We start from the raw sequence: 22,211 nt of genomic DNA, 5'->3' as shown, positions 1-22,211 counted from the left end.
CGCAATGTAGACACTTTAAGGAAGTAAATTTAATTTTAGACAGCTTGGATTGTTAAATATGTATTCTGTAAATAGTAAACTTCAAAAATTGTTTCTTGCCCTTTCATAAGCTCTGTTATATCTTCATGCACAATGATAGATAACCAAATATGTGCCGGTTGCCAAAGGCCTTTATCGAAAGAAGCTGCTCTAAAATATAAAAACACTTCATTAGCCGACTTTATGAAAGAGCGCTTTACTGATCAGCTTGGTCGCGCTACAGGCTTTTATAATAAAGAAACATCCAAAAATTCTATCAATATTCGATTGCTCGCCAGTAGAATAGAAAGACCATATGATGATATAAACAATTTCTGCCAGGCTCTTGGAGGAAATTTAGTAATTAAACAGGCTTATTATAATCCACCTCCGGGTTTATATATTTCTGAAGACGATATAAAACAAGCCGTGTTTTACACCTATAAAAATGCCAAGGCATCTGCGCCGTCTCAAATTACTATTAATAATATGATTGGATCTGAGACTTATAATGTTAATAAACAGGATTATGCCTTAAGTGCAGCACAAAACGAATATTTAAGACTGAAACATAATGCCAATGTCACCAATAACTCATTTGAAGCCCAAGATTACAGAAAAGCTATACGTGAGGGGAAAATAGGAAAATATTCGTGCATAAAAAATAAAAATAGCTTATGGTGGGTTTCTATAAAGCCTTTCAGTGTAGAAAAGGATGACAGTTATACTTGGATAAACACCCAGTTAATATTTAGTTAAAATAGTGCGAATTGATGGCGTTAAAAATCCAGCCAAATTTTAAGTAACAAAAGATTATACAGCGACGTCCAATAAAAGGAAAAATAATGAAAAAATTAGTCTTAATCGGAGCACTTGTTGCTACGTCATCTAGTTATGCATTGGAACTTAAGAATGCTGAAATATTAGAGCATCATTCTTGGTTCAGTGGCCCTGATAATAAAATCACTATAATTGCAGGCCATATAGAAAATAACCCCAATACTTATTTTTCGTCCGCTTCAACTAGCGCACGCGCAGATAATGCTAGAGGAACAGTGAACAGCAATATTTATACGAATGGCTCACATGGCTTCTCTATAAATAACACCTCAGGAAGCTATCAAACCTATACTGTAAATATTAAATTATGTGCTAATTCTACCTATTGTTTTCATGATCAAACGACCGTGGGTGTTTACAAGGGAGGCTCTTACTCAAACAGCTCAAATAGTTATCTAACCTGTTCGTTTTCTTATGCCGGAAATTATACACTGGAGGCAACAACAACGATTTCAGGAGACACGTCCTCAAATGCAAGCGGTCGAGCATCTATTTCTGTAAGTAAATAATGCGCTAATATAGAATTATTATAATAAGGAACCATTATGAATAAATTAGTTTTAATCTCTATATCCTTAATTTTAACATCATCTGTTTTCTCTATGAGTTCAAATAAAGCGGTCATTCTCGAACATAAAACGGAAGTTACTGGCGCTGACAGTCAAGGTAGAGCTGTGAGCGGCCATCTGGATAACGGCCCTATTATTTATCCTTCTAAACCAAAAAACTCATTAAATATCGCTTCAAATAAAAAAAAGAATAAATCGTAATCTTGCAGGATATTTGCGTCCGTGAGGGTTTAAATTAGAATATTTAAATCCTTACAAATTTTTCTTAGCGATCCTTGGCCTTAATTGTTACTCTTCAAACTTAATTCTTTCAAAATCAAATCATCTGAAAATTTAGTATTAAAAACCTCAATATTTGAAGAAGGTATCCCTCTTCAATTTGCTCATAAATCCAATAAATACGTCTATAATCATTATTCAAGTAAACAAAATAAATGAATGTCCGCAGGATTATTATGGATAAGTCAAAAATTGAAGAACAAAAAATTAGCCAGCGTAGCCTTGATGCAGCGACAGAGTAATCAAGGTTTTTATCACACCTTCAAATAACTTTTACATATAGCCTATGTAGCCTTATTATTCATCTCCATGGATAGTCCAACTCAATTTCATTACACGAATTAATGGGTGCCCCCTACGAGTATTCATCGATACATTAAAAATGGATTAATTGATAATGCGTGGAGTACCGAGAATACAAATTAATATGTATAACAGCTTTTCTCTATTTTTTATTGGCTTAATTCTTCAATTATGAAGTTTACCCAATCTTGCGAATATAAATAACCATCAAATCCCTCAACATATCCAGAATATTTGCCTTTATATTTAGGCATTTTTTTGGAAGGTCTTGCCTTATACTTCTTCCAAAGTTTAGTATGATGAGCCATATTAAATTCTGGGATTTTTATTTTAACTTGCTCAACAACTTTTCTTGGCCTCAACTTATATTGTGATTCCACACCTTTGATCAAAGCGATGGCGTGATTGTAAGCTTTTAGCTCTTCTTCATCTAGATTAGTTGCATTTACAAACTCTATAGCTAAATCTGTCGTACTAGCTCGGGAACCTATCTTTGGCACAAGAAATACATTTAGACGATATTTTTGACTTTCGATAATTTCATTACTCAAGTCATCACTAAAAGTCTGCATATACTCTCTTATGACTTTATAATTTTCTCTTTGGAAGCATTTCATTGCTTCAGTTTGTTGTTCATTAGCGACTCGAGTCATTTGCATTGCCATAGCTAAATTAGCCATTAGTGCATGTTTATTACCAAATTCATTAACTAATATTTCTTCAAAATTTAACAGTGCAGCTTGACAATATCCAGCGACTATAAGATCCAAGTAAGGTAAACTTCTATGCTCAATTTTGTTACGCAAGCCAATTAAGAATTTTAAATTAGACTTTTCTGGCGATTGCCCACTCCAATAGTGTTCGCAACATTTACTCAGTTCCCAAGCCTTAGCTTCACCATCTTTGAACATTTGATTTCCGTGCTTATCTTTATAAAGAAAATCAATTGAGTTTTTGTCAAAAATGGCGTGAAATAGGGCAGTAAAGGCAATAACTATATTGACAATGAAACCATGGGTCTTCAGTTCAATAAAAGGATTGTTATAGGTTGCAACAGCAATAAGAGTAAACTCCTTAGCTTTCTTAATTAACATCCCTCTTTCTGAAGAATCGCTCACTCTCTCCAAATTTTGACAGTTTAATTTACGAAAGTCCTCTTGACTAAGGAAGGAAATACCTATTACCTCATACCTGTGCTCTTTCTTTTGGATGTATTGGAACCAGCGTTTTGAAAGATAAGTTTTGCATGATTGAGGTTTCCAACCTACATAATCTGCCAACTCTTCAATAGAAAAAGATAGACCAGATTTTTCCTTATTAATAAGAAAGTTATATGCTTTGTCAACCCTATTATAACGAGACATTTTTCTACCAATTCGTGTAAATAAGATATAATAACTTAATTGCTAATATACCAGTAGGAATCAATGGGGTCATAATCATTAGGGATCAGACTCGATTGATTAACATTTTTATCATCATGAAAGTAAATTCACATAAACATGTTATCCAATATCTCAGGGACAAATGGGACATTTGGGGCAAGCACGTCACTACTAGGTTTTAGCCGTCCCCACCTTGTGTCATGAAGGTGGGGCATATGGGACTCAGTTCATTAAAATATCATATATCCACCAATAAAAATCCAGCACATCATAACAATTCCTCTGGATTTGGTATTGGATTAAAAGTAAACGAAGGCATAGCTGTTGGCTTTTTCATTTTGGCGAGATTTTCGACTAGTCTCTTAGTTCGTTGCTCGATGTCTTCCTTTGGCGAATATCCAGACTTCTGAACTTTCAGGTATTTCAATACGTATAACCGGAACGTGTTATACGTTGCAGTGAAACTTCCCTCATCTCTGAGCGTTTCCCAAATGATTGTAATCAACCACCCCTTTTCCAAGGCTTCGGAAATGTCTTTGTGCATAGCTAGAAATTCCACCTTATTTATTCTGGCATTCGTTCTTTTTTGACCCTGCTTACAAGTCGTTATGTTTTCTGTTAAAGATTTTTTCATGGTTTACTCTCCATATTACTGGTTATTCAATCCTTTGAGTTTTATCGTTTATTTCTATTTATTTTCGACTTTTTCGGTAACTGGCAAAGCCCTTTTTGGTAATTTTCAGTAATTTATTATTTATTTCCGTTTATTCATGATTATTTTCGTAATTAATCGTTATATAACGAACAATTACGAATAATTACCAGAAGATGGTTCTAAAATAAATTTCAAAATACAGGGCAAGATAGGTGAAGTTAGCTAACCAGCGAGCTGGTTGCCAAACTTCACGAGTCTTATTCGCACCTTCGGTGCTCAACGTAAAAACCAATTTTATAGGCAATTCTTATTCACCGCCCCAAATTTTACCGGTAAAAACATACAGTCTTGGGGTGCCAACTCCTTTGATTCTCGGTTTGTGTGAGGCTTTGCCATCAGAGGCAGGTTTCAACCAGCCGGCTTGTAATAAAACCCTTGTCACAGTCCGTTGATCAAAACCTTTGCACAGTTCATTTTTGTACGTCTCGGTTAATACCATATAGATTCGAAAGCCTTCGCCATCTGTATGATAAAATCCTGCTCGGTTGAGAATCTTGTCATTGTTGGGTGAATTGGCATTATCAAATCGACTGGCACCATGAGATTCAAAGAAAGCACGTACTTGCGCCATAATGGCGCGATCTTCGCGATGGCCATCAATCCCAAAAGCATCTTGCCATGCAATAAAGCAGGCCTTTGCAGCATGGAACGATTCACCTTTTTGCCATCCTGTCAGACCATATTGACTGGCCAGTTCTCCGGCAGCAGCAACTAATGCAAAGCGTCTGGCAACACGGATTATCTGTCCTGTTGCGTCAGGTTGAATGACTGCATCAACAAAGGTTTGAATGGTGTCGGTGATAAATCGGCTGATTGTTTGTCGATTGGCAACGACTTGATTCAGCCACGCCATGCCGATTGCGCCATGAATCGACTGCTGTATTTCTTTAGCGATAAAGCCATGCTGGCTGGGCTTAGTTGATCATGAATCGTTTCAAATATCCCCATCTGACAGCCCGCATCCACCTCGATATCAGCAAGCCTGATTTCCTGACCTGCGTTGATGCGTTGCCCTGATTTTGCCATGAGTGCCGTCAATGACTCTTCACCAGCAGATAAGAAAAATAAAGACCATCGGGAGGATTGCCTTACTGTACCCGTACGAGAAGCACGTGTTTTTCCCTGACCATTAGCCAGCAAATAAGCGGCCTCCCCTGCTTCCCTGGGATCCATTTGACTGAGTTCATCAAGAATCAGCAAGCCGTCATTATGCAATGCGGCTAAGCCTTCAAGCCCATTGGTAGTACTGCGCCATAAACGGCAATAGGATTGCGGGTTTCCCCACACCGAAGCAGCCAGACTCAATGCAGTGCTTTTGCCTGATGAAGATGCGCCTCTGAAATGAAAACCTCCTGAATCTTCACCAGCAATCTTTGCCAAAACTGGAGCAAGTGCTACAGAAATGGCAAATACCAGTCTTGAGTTGCCGGAAGCCAGACGACCTATTGAGTCGCGCCATTCTTCAACACTGCCCTTCGCGGATACAGCTGGCTCAATGGCATTTGTATTTTGGAACACAATTTTTTCTGTTGAATTCCCGATGCATTGAGAAGCTGTTACAAAGATATCCCCATGCCAACCAAGCTTATCAACACATCGGGCACGTGCGTCTACTGGAAAAACTTGTAAATAGGAGGCCAACAAATCGCGTGTAGTCCTATTGGGAGAAATACTCAATCCCAATCTTGCCAGCTCGCCTTACATCGGAGGCATCACCTTGCAATAAAGCCAATGGCATCGCCCACTGATGAGTTACCCCATCATCATCCTGCCATTCCAGCAAGCGACCCCATTCACCGCTCTGAGCATCTTGGGTTTTGGCAACGACATGCAATGGTGCACATATCCATCGAGATGGTAAAGGAGTTCCATCCTTATCAATACCGATAAAAGTTAGCCCTTCATTAGTTAACCGGAAGCGACCACCAGCATAGTCACATACAATTGGGGCGCTGCTTTAGTGTATTTGCTAATTCAATAACATGATTTTGTGACATACAATATTCTCCAAACAACAATCAAACCATCGGAATGAAACAAATCCATTCTGACAAATTTTAAATTTATGCGTTCTCAACGAGCTGTAACTGACCTTCGTCACTGGTTGAGTAATAAATTTTTTGTTGTTGGAGAAAACTCAATACATCGCTTTTTCGGTACAACACCTTGCGACCGATTTTCAAATAAGGAACACCACCACCCGACCAACGGTTACGTTCAAGTAACTGGGTGGAGCAGCTTAATACCGCAGCGATGGTTTGTTGATTAAAAAGCGCAGAATGTGGCGCAGATTCAAATTCGTTTAATAGATGTAAACGTGTTGGTTTTTGTAAAGACATAGGGACTCCGCATGTGACTATTCATTCAGCATAATGCCGACCTGCACCGTCCCTGGAGATGAATTCAAATGCCTATCCGACTAAATTTGGACAAGTAATTGATATTCACTAGCCTTTTGGCCATGAAAGCTTCAACTTCAAGCTCGGAAAAAGTATTGCGTATTCCTTCAAATCTTGTCAAGCAAAAAGATCGAATTCAAATAAACGGTATCGAATGATATTGGAAATAAATACTAAACATGCCATGTCATTAATTCGCAATTCGCGAATTGCGAATTAATCATAGCCTTCAATATGTAAGAATTACTCATGTCCCATGCGTCCCAGTGTTGCAATAGAAGGCTGGGACGAATCTAGTCCAGTAATGATGAGAACATCCCACTTGTGTCCCCTTAGTCCCAAAGATTTTTATCTCATCAATAAAATTTCTCGTTGCAACACAATAAACTATGATTTCCACAGCTTAATAACCTAGGATTTCCACATGGAATTAAATTATTTATCTTGGGGTTATTTTAGACGAAAATACCTAAAAACAATTGGTTAACAGGCTTGTTCATTTTTTAATGTTGTTCATTTTTAATGAACATACTATAATTATGAACAAAGGGCGAATGGTAAACGGCTATGAATACTCAACAATTGATATCTAATATTAAAGATAAACTAGGATTTCAATGCAAGTATGACGAAAAAATCAATCAGCTTTATATCTATATAAAACCTCATACCAAGCTTAATTTTAATCCTGAAATGATTGGTAATATTGATCAAACAAACGTGGGTGCAATAATTCAGCATATGCATCATTTAGATAAAAAAAGCATACTAATTACTAAGTACATAAATAAAAATCTTGCTGAAAAATTGCAAAATGCGAATATTGAATATATAGATTTTTCAGGAAATATGTTTATAAATACTGACCCAGTCTATATCTCTATTAAGGGTGAAACACCTCAGAAATCAAACCAATTAGATACAAACTCTTTCACGCTTAGCGTTGCCAGCATAAAAATTATTTTTACATTATTAACAATGAAAAGTGCCTTAAACCATAACTACCGTGACATTGCAAAAATGAGTGATGTAGCACTTGGGAGTGTAAGTAAAACTTTTTCAATATTAGAAAAATACGGATATATAACTGAAAAAAATCATGGCGAAAAATTCTTACTTAATAAAGAAAATTTACTAAGCAAATGGTGTATTGGGTACAACGAAAAATTACGCCCCAAATTAATAATTGAAAAATTTAACAGCGATAATCTTGAGAAATTAAAAGAAACGAACCCAATAGACTTTAATTTTCTTTGGGGAGGAGAAATAGCCGCTGCTAAATTAACCCAATATCTAAAACCACAAATAATTACAGTGTATGCAGATAATGAATTGCCTTTACTACAGTATAAATACCGATTAAAGAAAAATATTAATGGGAATATTGAGCTGATAAAAAAATTTTGGAATTTTGATACAAAGTTATACAAACATAATGTTGTACCCTTTATTTTGATTTATGCCGATTTATTAAGCTCATCAGATGAACGCAACCAAGAAACCGCGGAAATTATTTATGACAAATTCATTAAACAACAAATGGAATAGCTTTTCAGAAGAAAATATTGATTTATTTAAATTGATAAATGAAATTACCCTTATCAATGATTGTACTTATTTTTTAATTGGAGCTAAAGCTCGAGATATTCTTTTAGAATATTTTGGTAAAAACGAAGCTCAAAGAGCAACATTAGATACCGATATAGCTATCTGCTGCAAAAGCTGGGAAGAGTTCTATAAAATTAAAAATGCCCTAATCGAAAAGAGCGATTTTGTTGTCTATCAAAAAAGTGAACACCGACTTCAATCAAATAAATATGGTTATCTAGACATAGTCCCTTTCGGCGATATAAAAGATGAGAACTCTACTCTAAAATGGCCACCAGAATATGACATCGAATTTAGCCTAACAGGATTTAATGATGCATATCAAAGATCTATGGATATCAGTATTAACGATCTTACTATAAAAGTAGCCTCATCCTTAGGATTGGCACTTTTAAAGCTATTTTCCTGGCTTTCCAGAAAGGCAAATAAAGATGCAAGTGATTTGGCTTATATTATTTCCAACTACTTCGATTTCGATGATCAAGATAGGCTAAATGGAAAACATCATGATCTTTTAGAGAAGGACTTTGATTATACCTTAAGCGGGTGTCGGCTTTTAGGGCGAGATTTTAAGGAACTATCTCTAGAAACTAAGATTCGTCTTAAGGAGTTATTTAATGATCCCATCTTAATGGATAATCTGGCTATTTCTATAACTCACTCTCAACTTGAATACGATCATGCGCTCACGATGCTTGAAATGATCAAGAAAGGATTTAATGATTAGCATGTAATATTCAGATCCTTGTACTCATCATGTTAAGAAAATAGAGATTTTTTAACATGAGTACATGTTCGTGTTAAAAAAAGTGGATTTTCTTAACATGACTTTTTAATAGCAAAATTTCTACTCAATTATTAGTCCAGTAATGGCGTGGATGCCCCACATGTCGATTTATCCCCACATACAAACAAATAGGGTAAAAACGGAACAAATCAATTAATTCTAATGAGTTTCATCATACTTGGCAAAATTACATCTACAAGTCCTATTAGCTCATGTGCCTCATCTTCACCAACAATATCCAGCAACTTATCAAGAAAATCAGCCAATTTATCGTATTCGTCTACATTTTGAGGTTCACGTATTACCGGTGAAATATGTTTCCAATGATCTATTACTTCATTGATATTCATAACTCAACTGCCTCTGTCATGTGTTCCTGTAAAAAATTAGCTACTTGTTGCATCGGCTTTCTCAACCGCTCAACATCTTTCATGATGTACCCTGCTGTAACATCATTATTCATTTTGTGATTCAGCAAACGCTTCAAGGCATAAGCAGGTAAATCAAGGCTATCAGCAATAGTAGCGAATGTTCTTCTCAGATCATGTAAAGTAAATGGTACACCGGATAATTCCACCACCCTATTTACTGCTTTTTTAGGTTCATAGACGTAGCCAGTTTTGCTATCAGCAGGAAATACAAATTCACTGGATTTATTCCGGCTTCTACGTTCCATTAGCTCATAGACAAAATCAGACATAGGCAGTGTATGGATTTCGTGGTTTTTGGTATCTTGCAAAGTGAGCGTTTTAGATTTGAGATCAATATCCTCCCAACGTAAAGAAGCTGCTTCCATTTTTCGCATGCCAGTGAATAAGAGTAATAAAAAATAATCATGCCACAATAAGGCATTGCGGTAGTTATCGGTCTCTACCAATACAATTATAGCTTTATACAACTCAGCTAATTGATGCGGTTGATGACAGTTTGTTTTCGATCCACTCGATACCATCCCCGGGTATGCGATAGGTATTTGACCGGGTTAATAGTGATGATGGAATGGCCGTTACCATCTTAATATTCATACATGGCGTAATTAAAAATAGCCCTTACCGTTGATTCTTGTTTTCAACGATGAAGCTTTTTGACGCCGCCAGAGGTAATTCTTAAAGCAAAGCCTTTAAATCATGCTCACGATAAAAGGTTTGGGTTTTTCCAGCGATATATTCGAGTTTATCAACGATGGTTTTGGTTAATTTAATACCCTTTTCAGCTTCCACCATAATACACCTCTAAAATTCCATGTAGACGCCATGTAGACACTTTATTTAAAACTAAATAAATTCCAATATGGCAAATTATGGCTTATAAACGTTGATTTTAAAAGGTTTTTGAAAGAATTTAAAATTTGATAAAACGTGCTAAAACCCGCATTTTACAGACTCATAATCCGTTGGTCGTCCTAGGTTCAAGTCCTAGTGGGCCCACCAATAAAATTAAGCAGTTCCGAGTAATTCCCAAAGATTGAAGACCGCTAAGGGGCACTTACGGTGCACTCACAGATAACAAGTGTCAACATAAACGCCCTAATTCTTTAGCCTAATATGACCCCGCATGGTTGCGGTTATTTTGCTTTGAGCTATAGTATAAATTCAGTATGAAATGGAATTAATAACACACTCCCGGAGAAGGCAATGTCTGCAGCAACCGAACAATTACTTACCCCACAAAACTGCGCTTTTGTTTTTATTGATCACCAACCGCAAATGTCATTTGGTGTCACCAGCATTGATCGTCAGCTGCTTAAGAATAACGTGGTCGCCATGGCAAAAACTGCCAAATTATTCAATATCCCCACCCTCCTAACCGCAGTCGAAACAGAATCATTCAGTGGTTACATTTGGCCTGAGTTGATGGATGTACTGCAACAAGACCCCATTGAGCGTACCAGCATGAACAGTTGGGAAGACAAGGTTTTTGTGGATGCGGTAAAAAAAACGGGGCGAAAAAAACTGGTTATTGCAGCACTCTGGACAGAAGCCTGTTTAATTTTTCCCACGCTATGTGCTTTGGATGAAGGATATGAGGTCATCATGAATATTGATGCCTCTGGAGGTACATCGAAAGAAGCTCATGACGCAGCGATTCGTCGTTGTGAACAACATGGTGCCGAATCAATCTCTACAGTACAGTTAACCCTCGAATTACAACGTGACTGGAGTCGTAAGGAGACTTACGAAGGTATAACCAATATTGTGCGTGATCATTTCGGTGCCTATGGAATGGGTATTGATTATGCAGCAAGCATGGTGCATGACTACGGGCAACGAGCAAAATATCTCCATAAGGTCATGCAACCCCAAAATAAAGCTTAATTGTTGCTTAAAATTACGGACGGTAATGAAAGTTATTGATCTGTCTATGTTTCAGGAGAAACCATTATGTCAAAAGGACATCCCGAACTTATTCTTTATCATGGAAAAGTCACAACGTTAGATAAAAAAAAATCAGAAGTATCGGCCATTGCTTTATCAGATGGGGTAGTCACGGCGATTGGTAACGATGCAGAAATCCTGAAACTCGCAGGACAAGGAACACAGCAAATCAACCTTCAGGGTAAGCGAGTCATTCCAGGACTTAATGATTCACATCTACATCTTATTCGTGGCGGTCTTAATTATAATATGGAGCTACGTTGGGATGGGGTAGTCAGACTAGCTGATGCACTAATGATATTGAAAGTACAAGCAGAACGAACACCAAATCCACAATGGGTTCGTGTCGTAGGTGGATGGAGCGAGTTCCAATTCAAAGAACGCCGGATGCCAACCCTTGCTGAAATCAACCACGCAGCACCTAACACGCCTGTATTTATTCTGCATTTGTACGACCGCGCGTTACTCAATGGCGCAGCACTTAAAGCAGCAGGAATTACTCGTGAATCACCTGATCCAATAGGTGGTCGTATTGAACGTGATAAAAAAGGCAATCCAACTGGTATGCTGATTGCTGAACCAAATGCAATGATTCTTTATTCCACCCTAGCTAAAGGTCCCAAACTGCCCTTTGAACATCAAGTTAATTCTCCCCGCCATTTCATGCGCGAATTAAACCGCTTAGGGATTACCAGCTGTATTGATGCCGGTGGTGGATTTCAAAACTATCCTGAAGATTATCAAGTGATTGAAAAACTGCATCAAGAAGGTTTAATGACCGTGCGTATTGCCTATAATCTTTTTACTCAAAATCCAGGTAGGGAATTAGCTGATTTTCAACAATGGACTAAACAGATTAGTCCTTATAGTGGCGATGGCTTTTATCGTCACAACGGTGCTGGTGAAATGCTAGTCTTTTCCGCAGCAGATTTTGAAGATTTCTTGCAACCACGTCCAGATATGCCTGGAAAAATGGAAGACGAATTAAAAGATGTAGTACGTTTTCTTGTTGACCAACGTTGGCCCTTCCGATTGCATGCAACCTATAATGAAACCATTGATCGTGCACTAAGTGTATTTGAATCAGTAAACAAGGATACAGCATTTGATGGTTTGCGCTGGTTCTTTGATCATGCAGAAACAGTAGATGAACACAATCTGGAACGTATTAAAAAGCTTGGAGGTGGTATTGCAGTACAACACCGCATGGCATTCCAGGGTGAATATTTTGTTGAGCGATATGGCAAGGAAGCAGCACAAAATGCCCCACCCATTCGTAAAATGCTCGATATGGAAATTCCTGTAGGAGGTGGAACTGATGCTACCCGTGTAGCAAGCTACAATCCTTTTGTTTCTCTCTATTGGTTAATTACAGGAAAAACAGTTGGGGGACTTTCGTTATATCATGACAACAATCGGCTAGAACGTGAAGAAGCACTGCGCCTGTGGACGCAAGGTAGTGCCTATAAATCAAATGAAGAAACTGTAAAAGGCGCCTTATCTGTTGGTCAATATGCTGATTTAGCCGTACTCTCCGACGATTTCATGCATGTGGCTGACGAAGCAATTAAAGCGATTACTTCAGTACTCACTGTGGTCGGAGGCAAAATCGTGTATGCTGCTGAAGAATTCAAATCCTTTGACCCACCTATACCTCCACCTTCACCGGAATGGTCCCCTGTAGCACATTATGGTGGCTATGCAGCACCGCATTGGCATGGGACTTCCTGTATGGTTCATGGACATGATGGCAAATTATCACGCTGGCTCGGGTTGAATAAGACAGCCCATTATAGGCCTAATTTTGACAATCCATGGGCACTGGGTTGTGGTTGTTTTGCTTATTAAGTCAGAAAGGGTTATGACCGAATTTGCATCTTCCACTTTGATTACAATTGCAGAAGCACTTGAAGCAGTTGGTGATGAAGTTTTTATATTTGAGGGCTATAAAAAGCGGTCGTATTGTTTTAAACCCAACTGAATCAAAATCCATAGAACGTTCCAAGCTTACATTACGTGTTGCCGTTACTAGAGCCAAAAGGCATACTACAATAATTACCCCCAAAAGTAATAAATGTGAATTATTGTAGCCCCCCGCAAGGCAAGTGATTAAAATTCAAGCTTCCAGTTTTTATTTTTTAAGCATATTTTGGATGATTTTGGAGTCCTCATAGTCGGGATAATTTACGAATATATAATCTCTATTTGATGCATCTATTTGCCAAAGAAAATGGCATTTGAATCAAATTTCTGATCACAGCAATAACTTCAGTTAATGGTTTCTGCTCTAGTTCATTCTTTCTCAAAAAAGCTTTCCACATTGACTCTCTGCTTAGGTCATTGGCAAACTCATCAATCAGGCCAATAGGCAGCGCATCAGGGACAGCCATACCTCGACGAGTAAATGTAGCCCGTATGGCTTGAGCCAAAACTTGATTATTCAACTGTTCATTACTTAATAATACATAAAGATCCAAGTAGTCTTTCAATCGACTATTCGCCATTCCCAATAATGTAATGGCGTGCAATGTTTCTGCAATTACCGTATAAATTAGATAGGTACGAATTTAGGGGCAGGAAGGTCACTAAGAAGCACAGGATATTGGGCTTCTATTGGCCCAGGGGTAACTGCATCATAACCAGTATCAATTTGTATTTTAATCTTTGCTTTCGCTAACTCCCCCAAATAACTCAACTCTTTGCTCCAGTATACCCCCATCTTTTTTGATAGTGTCTACCGTCACTGATTCAGACAAAAACTTATTCCATCATCTGCAAAAATGCTGCAAATTTTTCAGATGGCGCCGTTTGCACTGTAGATAGATTCGGCTAACTACTTTTAATCCACACACGCACTAATCTATTGAGATTACAATCTTACCTTTTCTGTTTCCAGCCTCGATTAGATCATGAGCTAACACTATTTCACTTAACTTCATAACACGTTCAATAATAGGCTTTATACCGCCCGCATCGACCACTTTTGCAATTTCAGCAAGCCTTTTCGCGGATTGAGTTGTAAAAACAAAATGGAGCTCTGCATTAACTAGCCAGCCACTAATCAAGTTTTGAGGTTCAGACATATCGACAATTGACACTAACCTCCCTGAAGTTGCCAGTAATGAAAGACTATTTTCTATTGTTTTTTGACCCACGGTATCTAGGATAATATCAAAACCAGCGGGATAGTCTTGATGAAGCTCTTGATACAACAACTCTTTGCGATAATCATAACTGACATCAGCTCCTAGCATTTCTACAAAATCTTTGTTATGTAGTCCAGATGTAGTTACAACATGCGCTCCAAAAAACTTTGCAATCTGGATTGCATACACACCGACGCCTCCTGCTCCGCCATGAATGAGAACTTTATCACCCGACTTTAGGCGCCCCCTCTCAATCAAACACTCCCATGCGGTACCAGCGGATAACGGTAACGTAGCAGCTTGTTCAAAAGAAATCGTTTCAGGTTTTTTTGCGACTATGGTTGCTTTCTCGACATGATGCGTTGCATAACTCCCCTCGTTTTCGAGTAGCCTCGGGACATAGAACACCTCATCCCCAATCTGAAAACCATGGACACCTTTTCCAACCTTCTCAATGATACCTGCACAATCAACTCCGAGCCTAGCTGGTAATGTAATCGAATCGTTGTAGTCTCCCCTTCTGGTTTGTATATCGACAGGGTTTACGGAAGCAGCTTTCACTCTGACAAGAACTTCGTCGTCACCTGGATTGGGCGTTGGCTGATCTATCAGCTTCATCACACTTGAAGGTCCAAATTGTTCAATTATTACAACTTTCATGTTTTCTCCTAAATTTAAATTATAATAATGCAGAAATAAATAACGCTAGAGCTTCTGTCGATTTCAAGATTTAAACTGCCGCTTTAGGGTCTCAATCGATCTTCCCGATCGGTAACATTTTTATTTAATAGGTGAAGAACATCAGTTTATTACCGCTCGGGAATATTTTATGGAATTTTCTTCAAATAGCGTATAAAATTACCGTACGGGAACATTAGAAGAAAAATGATGACTCAATCTCCAGAAAATATAGGACGTTATATTCGCAAAGTGCGGAAAGAACTTGATGTTACCCAAAAAGATTTGGCTTTAACTGCTGGAACTGGATTGCGTTTTATTATTGATTTGGAAAATGGAAAGCCCACTTGCCAAATTGGAAAAATGCTGCAAGTACTGCAAGTACTTGGGATTCAACTCAACTTATCTCATGCTGATTTCGAAAATGAAAAATCATAAACTGGATGTCTATCTTAACCAAATACTAACAGGCCAATTAAGTATTGATACACATGGCGATATGTCTTTTGAGTACGATGATTATTACTTGGAAAACAAGAAAAATCTCCCCCTGTCACACTCCCTTCCTCTTCAAAAAAAACCTTACTCAATGAAGCAATGTCGTCCGTTTTTTAGTGGACTCTTGCCTGAAGCTCATATGCGCACTGCGATTGCTCGTCAATTGGGTATCAGTGAAAAAAATGATTTTGCCTTATTAGCTGCTATCGGTGGTGAGTGTGCCGGAGCTGTGATGATATTACCTCAAAATACACCCATAGCCCAGCTAAAGCCGGACTATAAAATTATCAAAAAACAAGACGTATTAGAAATCCTGCAAACCATGCATCAAAGACCAATGATAGTAGGTGAGGATGGAATCCGGTTATCTCTTGCTGGAGCTCAGGATAAACTCCCAGTGGCTATTATTGAAGGAAATCTCGCAATACCACTGAATGGTGCACCCAGTACTCATATTTTAAAACCAATTAATCGAGATTTCCCCTCCTTAATTGAAAATGAGTGCTTCTGCCTTAATCTGGCACAAAAAATTGGATTAAATGCTGTGGAGGCCGCCATCCATTATGCTGATGACACCCCTTACCTGCTAGTTAAACGTTATGATCGGGTTGAGACAGAGCAAGGAATTCAACGCCTTCATCAAGAAGATTTTTGTCAAGCAATGGGTGTTGGCCCTGAGATGAAATATCAGCGAGAAGGCGGACCCCAAATTAGTGAATGCTTTAGTTTAATAAGAGAGATATCAAGTCTTCCTGTCTTTGACATAAAAGAATTATTACAAGGGATTCTGTTTAATGTGATTATTGGCAACAATGATGCACATAGCAAAAATTTCTCTTTGCTCTATCATGGTTCAAAAACTCGTTTAGCACCTTTCTACGATATGATTTCAACCATATATTATCCTAATCTTGCTAGTAAAATGGCGATGAAAATTGGAAGCAAATATGATTTTGATAGCCTATTTCCACGTCACTTTATACAAATGGCAGAGGATGCTCATCTATCTGGTGCCTTAGTACGCAAAGAGGTCTTGAATCTAATTAACAAAATTCAAAAAAACATAACAACCAGCCCATTTACTAGCATCATTTTGCAACGTGCTGACAAATTATTTCAAAGATTCCAGAAGTCTTCAACAGGGTAATATTTGTGATAATAGTTAGATACGTCAAATATATTCAACTTACCACCCGCTTCCTGTGGCCTATTTAAAATAATCATGCCATTAACGTTTGATTCCCTCCCTAATTAACCGACGAATCTCATCAGAATCATGCGGACTCTCATTGTGCGCAGGTGGGTCGAATACATCTTTTAAACGAGTGCCTCCAGAAATATTTTTTAAATCATTCTTTTTAACTTTTGGTTTAGATTGTTTTCTTGAAGAACCTGGAGAAGACTTTTCCATGATTTTGTCCTATAGCGAATAAGGTATTTTATAATAATAGTTCAAATTTCACGCAAAGGATGAGGCATGTGCGGTTGCTTTACCATCGATACCGATTACGAAAGCAGCTAATCCTGAAAAAATTGCCGTTTATTGAAACCTAGAAGTCATAGTGTCAGCAGAGCATAAGCCCATTCTTTCTAAAAAACTTTCAGGTAAACCCATTCCTTCTTCACCAAGCATTTTATAAAGTACGTCCAATTCAAAGGGATCATAATCTTGAATTGCAACTTTAAATAAAGCTATTTCTTCACGATGACGAGAGGATCTCTTACCACGATATAAGCTAAGGTAGCCTGAGTTAGCTTCTAATAAACATCGTACCTTATCCAGTTGCTTGGCTTTAAGCGCATATTGAACAATATCAAAATCGTTCTCATCGATATAACCATATAATTCATCAAACTGAAGCGGTGATTTTTCTTTTATTGCATCTATTACTGTTTTAAAGTCTTTATTAGAAAGTGACTCAATTGCCTTATGTAGGAACGATTTATCGGAACGGTCATGTACACGTGGATTCGCACCGCTTCTAATTAGTGAAGTAATTATATCTAAATAATTGCTAGTATTAGCTATTCCTGAACAATACCCTGATAAGGCAAAGAATAATGGACAATTTCCCGTGTGATTTTGTTGCTGATTAACATTTGCCCCCTGTATTATTAGCCAATTCACATTGTTCAACTGGCCCAAATAACAAGCTATCATTAAAGCAGTGAAGGTATCACTGTCCTTAAAATCAAGCACTTGGCTACGCGAGTTCACTTTTAATATAGGAAGGTCGATTTCAGATGGACTTACATCCATTAATGAGCTTAATGACTGATTAGCAAATACTGTGGAAACGATTCGGTTGATAAAGAAATTATCATTTTTTTTGATTTGCAATGCCTCACATTCATCGCGCATGACAAATAATTTATAACTTGTTTTATTTTGCTCATAACAGTCACTTGCAGAGAGCCACCCATCACCAGGATTAAGGAAATAATACAATTTTGATGCATTTTCGTTGTAGGTATTATAATTAACCAATATTTGTTGTCCTTGACGAATATTTTTTAATGCAATTACCTCAACAACTTTTCTACCGTTTCTTACTCTTTCCTGAAACTCAACATTATCCTGGCTATCTGAAAAATTAATATAACGGGTAAAATTCCCCTTTGTAGCCGCGTCGATAATTCTACGGCCTATATTCATAGCATAGCTATTATCGGCGGTTGGGTTTAGTGCTAGATAACGTTCAAATTCTGCCTTGCTTGCGTACTCTTCTCCAGTATACACACCAATGCAAGTACCTTTCTCAATATCTTGATTAGCAAAAAGTCCCCGCCCCCCCATCTCCTTTAGCAAATCAACAACCTTCACAGCAACCGAATCTGATAAATCAATTGGAGAGGGTATATATTCATCGGCGATCATATTATCGATTCCAATTTTTCTTAGAATCAGATCAATATTAATGGCCCTTTTATCTGTTTTTCCCTTAAATCTGTTTGCTTTTGATCTTTTAGGTGAAGAAAAAAAAGTCTGCATGCCTACTTGAGAAGAAAAATTTCTTTTGCCATTTTTAAAGGTCTTGGTTTGCATCTCTGATATAGCAATTTTTGATGAAAGCTGATAATCACTTAATTTCTTAGGGACTCTTCGAGTTCTTTTGGGTAATGGGGTATCTTGCTTGGGCATTTGTTCGTCATTGTGTGTAAATATAAAATATGGCGAATTGTAACACGAAGCCTTTAATTTGTCCAAATAGGATATATTTAACTCAATTAATTGAATAAAAATGCGGTCCCTTTTAGGTGTTTCTACCATTAACAGCAAAGGGAATACTCAAAAGTCCCTTGAGCAACTTCATGACCGATTCAGTCTTCGCTAAGCCCTAGCAATCCTGACAATTCTAAGCGCTTCATCTGTATAACATGTGACTTGTACAGCAAATAAGACCCCATTTTTTTGACTAACCTCACAATTTCTATTATTCTAGAAGCATGGACATATTAGACGCACTAAAAATATTTGATACCCTTTCACAGGAAACCCGTTTACAAGTTTTTCGAATACTTGTTCAGGCAGGACCTGAAGGATTATCAGCAAGCACAATTGGCGAGGCGCTGGGTGTTTTACACAATACCCTGTCATTTCATTTAAGCCATTTGTCAAATGCTGGGATTGTAAATTCTCAACGTAAAGGACGCTACGTCATTTATTCAGCAAACTTTGAATTAATGCGCGATTTTATAGCCTTCATGGTTCAGGATTGTTGCAGTAAACAACAAGTCAACATTCAACAATCTGATACAAGAAACTGTCTGATTATTGAATTGAATAATTGTTGTCCTTCTACAAAGGAGTAGATCATGAAACGTTTCCATGTTCATATTAGTGTTAGTAATCTGGCTGACAGCATCCGCTTCTATAATGCTTTATTTGGAGCTGAGCCTGTTAAAGTCAAATCGGATTATGCTAAATGGATGTTAGATGATCCTCGTATTAATTTTGCTGTTTCAACACGGGCCGGCAAAAAAGGTATAGAACACTTAGGTATCCAAGTAGATGATGCGCTTGAATTAGAGGCGCTGAGAAAACAATTTTCACAAGCCAATATTTCAACCCATAGCAATGGTGAAACAACCTGTTGTTATGCTAAATCTGAAAAGTCCTGGGTTAATGATCCAAATGGAATTGCATGGGAAGCCTACCATACCATGGAGGATGCACAGTTTTTTTCTGGTGAAAATTCAGGAAATAACTCATGTTGTGCACCCAAATCTAATGGTGCCAATGCCTGTTGCGACTCCAAAATAAAAACCAATGAGTGCTGCAAATGACGAATAGGCAACCTATTAAGTTATTGTTTCTGTGCACAGGGAATTCTTGCCGTTCCATTATGGCAGAAGCAATGCTTAATCATTATGCGTCCAATCACTATTTGGCCTTTAGCGCCGGCAGTGCCCCAGTTAATCATGTGCATCCAAAAGCCATAGAAACACTTGAACGTCACGCAATAAAGGCCAATACTTCCCGAAGTAAATCTTGGGAAGAATTTAAATCACAAACTTTTGATGTTGTGATTACTGTTTGTGATAAGGCAGCCAGTGAATCCTGCCCCATTTTTCCAGGACACCCCACAAAGCTTCATTGGAGCATACCCGATCCTGCTCAAACCCAAGGAAGCAAAGAAGAAATCAATGCGGCATTTGAAACAGTATTTCATCAGCTTAAATTAAAAATTGAACAGGAATTGCTATCATGAGTACTTGGGGCACACGCCGAATGTCATTTTTAGATCGTTATTTGACTCTATGGATTTTCATGGCAATGGCTGCGGTTGCCTTTGCAACTGTCATTGGTCCGCTTGTTGAAGTTCCTATATTAATTTTTCTTGTTAATATAGCACTATGGTTAAGAAGGCGCTTATTCTTACAAGCGAAGCCGGAACAAAATACTGTCGCTATTAAGCACTAATGAGCACTAAGTGCTCTTTTAAGTTTCTCTGGTTTATCATGCACGGCAAGTAACTCAATAATTGTCGCACTTGCTTCATTCTTACCAATAACTTCAACCTTCGCACCTCGTTCTCTGAATTTAAGTACAATCTTATCCAGAGTCGACACAGCAGTAATATCCCAAAAATGGGCTTGACTAACATCAATAACCACTTCTTCAAGTGATTCTTTCGTATCAAAGGCATTAAAAAACTGTTCTGATGAAGCAAAAAATATCTGTCCACGAACTTTGTAGGTTCGACAGGTAACGTCATCCTCTTTGCTTGATGAAACTACCACTAAACGTCCCACTTTATGGGCAAAAAATAACGCTGCAATCACAACACCTACAAAAACACCATAAGCAAGGTTATGGGTTGCTACCACGACAAAAACCGTTGAAAGCATGACGATATTCGATGATAGCGGATGTATTTTTAAATTTTTTAAAGACTCCCAGGAAAAAGTGCCGATGGATACCATAATCATCACCGAAACCAAAGCTGCCATTGGAATTTTAGAAACCCAGTCATTAAAAAAAACAACCATACATAGCAGCATCACACCCGCGGTGAGTGTAGATAATCGCCCACGACCTCCGGATTTAATATTAATAACTGATTGGCCTATCATGGCGCATCCTGCCATGCCTCCCAAACATCCAGCAAATATATTAGCAATTCCCTGAGCTTTACATTCCCTGTTCTTGTTGCTTTTACTATCTGTTAAATCATCAACGATGGTTGCCGTCATCATTGATTCTAATAAGCCAACTACAGCCAGGCCAAAAGCATAAGGAAAAATAATAGTTAACGTTTGCAGGTTTAAAGGAATATCTGGCCATAGAAAAAACGGCAAAGTGTCAGGTAAGTCCCCCATATCACCCACCGTTCGCACCGGTAAATGGAAAAATACGCTCAATGCTGTCAATACAAGAATAGCAATCAATGGTGAGGGAATATTTTTATTGATGAAAGGGAATAAATAAATTATGGCAAGTCCACCGGCTGTTAAAACATAAACTTGCCATCCTACATGCACTAATTCAGGCAATTGCGCTAAAAAAATAAGAATGGCAAGCGCGTTGACAAAGCCTGTGACAACAGAGCGTGACACAAAACGCATCAAACTACCTAGATTTAAATAACCGGCAACCATTTGAAAAAGACCGGTCAGCACAGTGGTCGCCAGCAAATACTGTAATCCATGTGCTTTTACCAGGGTAACCATCAAAAGCGCCATGGCACCGGTTGCAGCTGAAATCATTCCTGTACGTCCACCTGTAAATGCGGTGACAGTGGCTATGGCAAAAGAAGCATATAAACCTACTTTGGGATCAACGCCTGCAATAATTGAAAAAGCAATAGCTTCGGGGATAAGGGCTAAAGCGACAACGATGCCTGATAAAATATCGGCACGTACGTTGCTAAACCATTCGGCACGGTTTGAAAGTAAAAACATAGTGTTCCTGCTAAAATGAGATGACTTGAGTCCACAGGACGTTTATCCAACGGAAATGTGTCTACAAGTTAGATTAATAATATTATTGGCTTTATTTATGGATATTTGTCTAAGGCGGGGTCATCTAAGAATGCTGCTAAAGTATCAATAAAAAATGGGCATTATACTCAATAATTTGACACAAATAAAGTAATAAGATTTAATCG

Annotated in this window: 24 protein-coding genes and 1 pseudogene; 13 read left to right on the top strand and 12 right to left on the bottom strand. The window is 37.9% G+C overall.

Annotated features, from left to right (window positions below; translation table 11 throughout):
* Positions 1–132: 132 nt before the first annotated feature.
* From Ljam_RS12770 to Ljam_RS12760, 3 genes are all read left to right on the top strand, one after another.
* Entirely contained in the window at positions 133–777 is a 645-nt protein-coding gene (locus tag Ljam_RS12770; protein ID WP_131762208.1) for a hypothetical protein, read from the top strand.
* An 86-nt stretch (positions 778–863) separates the two neighbouring features.
* On the top strand, positions 864–1,367 hold the full coding sequence (locus tag Ljam_RS12765; RefSeq protein ID WP_058450385.1) for a hypothetical protein: 504 nt from the start codon (positions 864–866) through the stop codon (positions 1,365–1,367).
* A 36-nt stretch (positions 1,368–1,403) separates the two neighbouring features.
* A complete protein-coding gene (locus Ljam_RS12760; protein ID WP_058450384.1) occupies positions 1,404–1,628 on the top strand; it encodes a hypothetical protein in 225 nt (74 codons plus the stop codon).
* Between the two features lie 530 nt (positions 1,629–2,158).
* On the opposite strand, the gene Ljam_RS12755 is transcribed toward Ljam_RS12760, so the two are convergent.
* From Ljam_RS12755 to Ljam_RS12740, 4 genes and pseudogenes are all read right to left on the bottom strand, one after another.
* Positions 2,159–3,373 carry a DUF3644 domain-containing protein gene (locus Ljam_RS12755; protein ID WP_058450383.1) on the bottom strand — a complete coding sequence of 405 codons (1,215 nt, stop codon included), beginning with the start codon at positions 3,371–3,373 and terminating at the stop codon, positions 2,159–2,161.
* Positions 3,374–3,662: 289 nt separating this feature from the next.
* The gene (locus tag Ljam_RS12750) at positions 3,663–4,028 is read right to left on the bottom strand and encodes a TraK family protein (protein ID WP_058450382.1); all 366 of its coding nucleotides are present in this window, start codon (positions 4,026–4,028) and stop codon (positions 3,663–3,665) included.
* 328 nt (positions 4,029–4,356) lie between these two features.
* Positions 4,357–6,106, bottom strand: a pseudogene (locus Ljam_RS12745) (DUF927 domain-containing protein).
* A 66-nt stretch (positions 6,107–6,172) separates the two neighbouring features.
* Positions 6,173–6,448 (bottom strand): MerR family transcriptional regulator, encoded by a 276-nt coding sequence (locus Ljam_RS12740; protein WP_058450381.1) that lies wholly within the window; start codon positions 6,446–6,448, stop codon positions 6,173–6,175.
* Between the two features lie 627 nt (positions 6,449–7,075).
* On the opposite strand from Ljam_RS12740, the gene Ljam_RS12735 reads away from it, so the two are divergent.
* Positions 7,076–8,056, top strand: coding sequence for a type IV toxin-antitoxin system AbiEi family antitoxin (locus tag Ljam_RS12735; protein ID WP_058450380.1), 981 nt, complete (start codon positions 7,076–7,078; stop codon positions 8,054–8,056).
* Entirely contained in the window at positions 8,025–8,843 is an 819-nt protein-coding gene (locus Ljam_RS12730) for a nucleotidyl transferase AbiEii/AbiGii toxin family protein (protein ID WP_058450379.1), read from the top strand. Before Ljam_RS12735 ends, Ljam_RS12730 begins: the two co-directional genes overlap by 32 nt.
* 209 nt (positions 8,844–9,052) lie before the next feature.
* Here the strand turns inward: Ljam_RS12730 and Ljam_RS12725 are convergent, their stop codons facing one another.
* Both Ljam_RS12725 and Ljam_RS15660 read right to left on the bottom strand, forming a co-directional pair.
* A complete protein-coding gene (locus tag Ljam_RS12725) occupies positions 9,053–9,253 on the bottom strand; it encodes a hypothetical protein (RefSeq protein WP_238583732.1) in 201 nt (66 codons plus the stop codon).
* Entirely contained in the window at positions 9,250–9,801 is a 552-nt protein-coding gene (locus Ljam_RS15660; protein WP_420795616.1) for a tyrosine-type recombinase/integrase, read from the bottom strand. Before Ljam_RS15660 ends, Ljam_RS12725 begins: the two co-directional genes overlap by 4 nt.
* Before the next feature lie 736 nt (positions 9,802–10,537).
* Here Ljam_RS15660 and Ljam_RS12715 point away from each other — a divergent pair.
* Both Ljam_RS12715 and Ljam_RS12710 read left to right on the top strand, forming a co-directional pair.
* Positions 10,538–11,218, top strand: coding sequence for a hydrolase (locus tag Ljam_RS12715; protein ID WP_058450378.1), 681 nt, complete (start codon positions 10,538–10,540; stop codon positions 11,216–11,218).
* Between the two features lie 66 nt (positions 11,219–11,284).
* The gene (locus tag Ljam_RS12710) at positions 11,285–13,126 is read left to right on the top strand and encodes an amidohydrolase (RefSeq protein ID WP_058450377.1); all 1,842 of its coding nucleotides are present in this window, start codon (positions 11,285–11,287) and stop codon (positions 13,124–13,126) included.
* Between the two features lie 353 nt (positions 13,127–13,479).
* On the opposite strand, the gene Ljam_RS15550 is transcribed toward Ljam_RS12710, so the two are convergent.
* The 3 genes from Ljam_RS15550 to Ljam_RS12700 form a co-directional block, all read right to left on the bottom strand.
* Positions 13,480–13,806: a nucleotidyl transferase AbiEii/AbiGii toxin family protein gene (locus Ljam_RS15550; RefSeq protein ID WP_238583731.1), complete on the bottom strand. Its 327-nt coding sequence runs from the start codon at positions 13,804–13,806 to the stop codon at positions 13,480–13,482.
* Between the two features lie 23 nt (positions 13,807–13,829).
* On the bottom strand, positions 13,830–13,973 hold the full coding sequence (locus Ljam_RS15545; protein ID WP_238583730.1) for a hypothetical protein: 144 nt from the start codon (positions 13,971–13,973) through the stop codon (positions 13,830–13,832).
* A 160-nt stretch (positions 13,974–14,133) separates the two neighbouring features.
* Entirely contained in the window at positions 14,134–15,084 is a 951-nt protein-coding gene (locus tag Ljam_RS12700; protein WP_058450376.1) for an NADP-dependent oxidoreductase, read from the bottom strand.
* A gap of 225 nt (positions 15,085–15,309) precedes the next feature.
* On the opposite strand from Ljam_RS12700, the gene Ljam_RS12695 reads away from it, so the two are divergent.
* Both Ljam_RS12695 and Ljam_RS12690 read left to right on the top strand, forming a co-directional pair.
* Positions 15,310–15,540, top strand: a complete 231-nt coding sequence (locus Ljam_RS12695) for a helix-turn-helix transcriptional regulator (protein ID WP_238583729.1) — start codon at positions 15,310–15,312, stop codon at positions 15,538–15,540.
* Entirely contained in the window at positions 15,527–16,747 is a 1,221-nt protein-coding gene (locus tag Ljam_RS12690; RefSeq protein WP_058450374.1) for a type II toxin-antitoxin system HipA family toxin, read from the top strand. Before Ljam_RS12695 ends, Ljam_RS12690 begins: the two co-directional genes overlap by 14 nt.
* Positions 16,748–16,828: 81 nt before the next feature.
* Here Ljam_RS12690 and Ljam_RS12685 read toward each other — a convergent pair whose 3' ends face one another.
* Together Ljam_RS12685 and ankI are read right to left on the bottom strand one after the other, a co-directional pair.
* The gene (locus tag Ljam_RS12685) at positions 16,829–17,011 is read right to left on the bottom strand and encodes a hypothetical protein (protein ID WP_058450373.1); all 183 of its coding nucleotides are present in this window, start codon (positions 17,009–17,011) and stop codon (positions 16,829–16,831) included.
* A 129-nt stretch (positions 17,012–17,140) separates the two neighbouring features.
* The gene (gene ankI / locus Ljam_RS12680) at positions 17,141–18,742 is read right to left on the bottom strand and encodes a Dot/Icm T4SS effector AnkI/LegAS4 (protein WP_162262924.1); all 1,602 of its coding nucleotides are present in this window, start codon (positions 18,740–18,742) and stop codon (positions 17,141–17,143) included.
* 305 nt (positions 18,743–19,047) lie between these two features.
* On the opposite strand from ankI, the gene Ljam_RS12675 reads away from it, so the two are divergent.
* The 4 genes from Ljam_RS12675 to Ljam_RS12660 are packed head-to-tail and all read left to right on the top strand — an operon-like array spanning position 19,048 to position 20,524.
* Positions 19,048–19,413 (top strand): ArsR/SmtB family transcription factor, encoded by a 366-nt coding sequence (locus Ljam_RS12675; RefSeq protein WP_058450371.1) that lies wholly within the window; start codon positions 19,048–19,050, stop codon positions 19,411–19,413.
* 3 nt (positions 19,414–19,416) lie between these two features.
* Positions 19,417–19,887 (top strand): ArsI/CadI family heavy metal resistance metalloenzyme, encoded by a 471-nt coding sequence (locus tag Ljam_RS12670; protein ID WP_058450370.1) that lies wholly within the window; start codon positions 19,417–19,419, stop codon positions 19,885–19,887.
* Positions 19,884–20,312: an arsenate reductase ArsC gene (locus tag Ljam_RS12665; RefSeq protein ID WP_065235550.1), complete on the top strand. Its 429-nt coding sequence runs from the start codon at positions 19,884–19,886 to the stop codon at positions 20,310–20,312. Before Ljam_RS12670 ends, Ljam_RS12665 begins: the two co-directional genes overlap by 4 nt.
* Positions 20,309–20,524, top strand: coding sequence for a hypothetical protein (locus tag Ljam_RS12660; protein ID WP_058450369.1), 216 nt, complete (start codon positions 20,309–20,311; stop codon positions 20,522–20,524). Before Ljam_RS12665 ends, Ljam_RS12660 begins: the two co-directional genes overlap by 4 nt.
* Here the strand turns inward: Ljam_RS12660 and Ljam_RS12655 are convergent.
* Positions 20,521–22,005 (bottom strand): SulP family inorganic anion transporter, encoded by a 1,485-nt coding sequence (locus Ljam_RS12655; RefSeq protein WP_058450368.1) that lies wholly within the window; start codon positions 22,003–22,005, stop codon positions 20,521–20,523. The genes Ljam_RS12660 and Ljam_RS12655 overlap by 4 nt on opposite strands.
* Positions 22,006–22,211: the final 206 nt, after the last annotated feature.

Origin of the sequence: Legionella jamestowniensis (genome assembly GCF_001467745.1) — a bacterium.
In the GTDB taxonomy this organism is placed as follows: domain Bacteria; phylum Pseudomonadota; class Gammaproteobacteria; order Legionellales; family Legionellaceae; genus Tatlockia; species Tatlockia jamestowniensis.
Note: the sequence above shows the minus strand (reverse complement) of the source record. Positions and strands in the feature narration are given on the sequence as shown.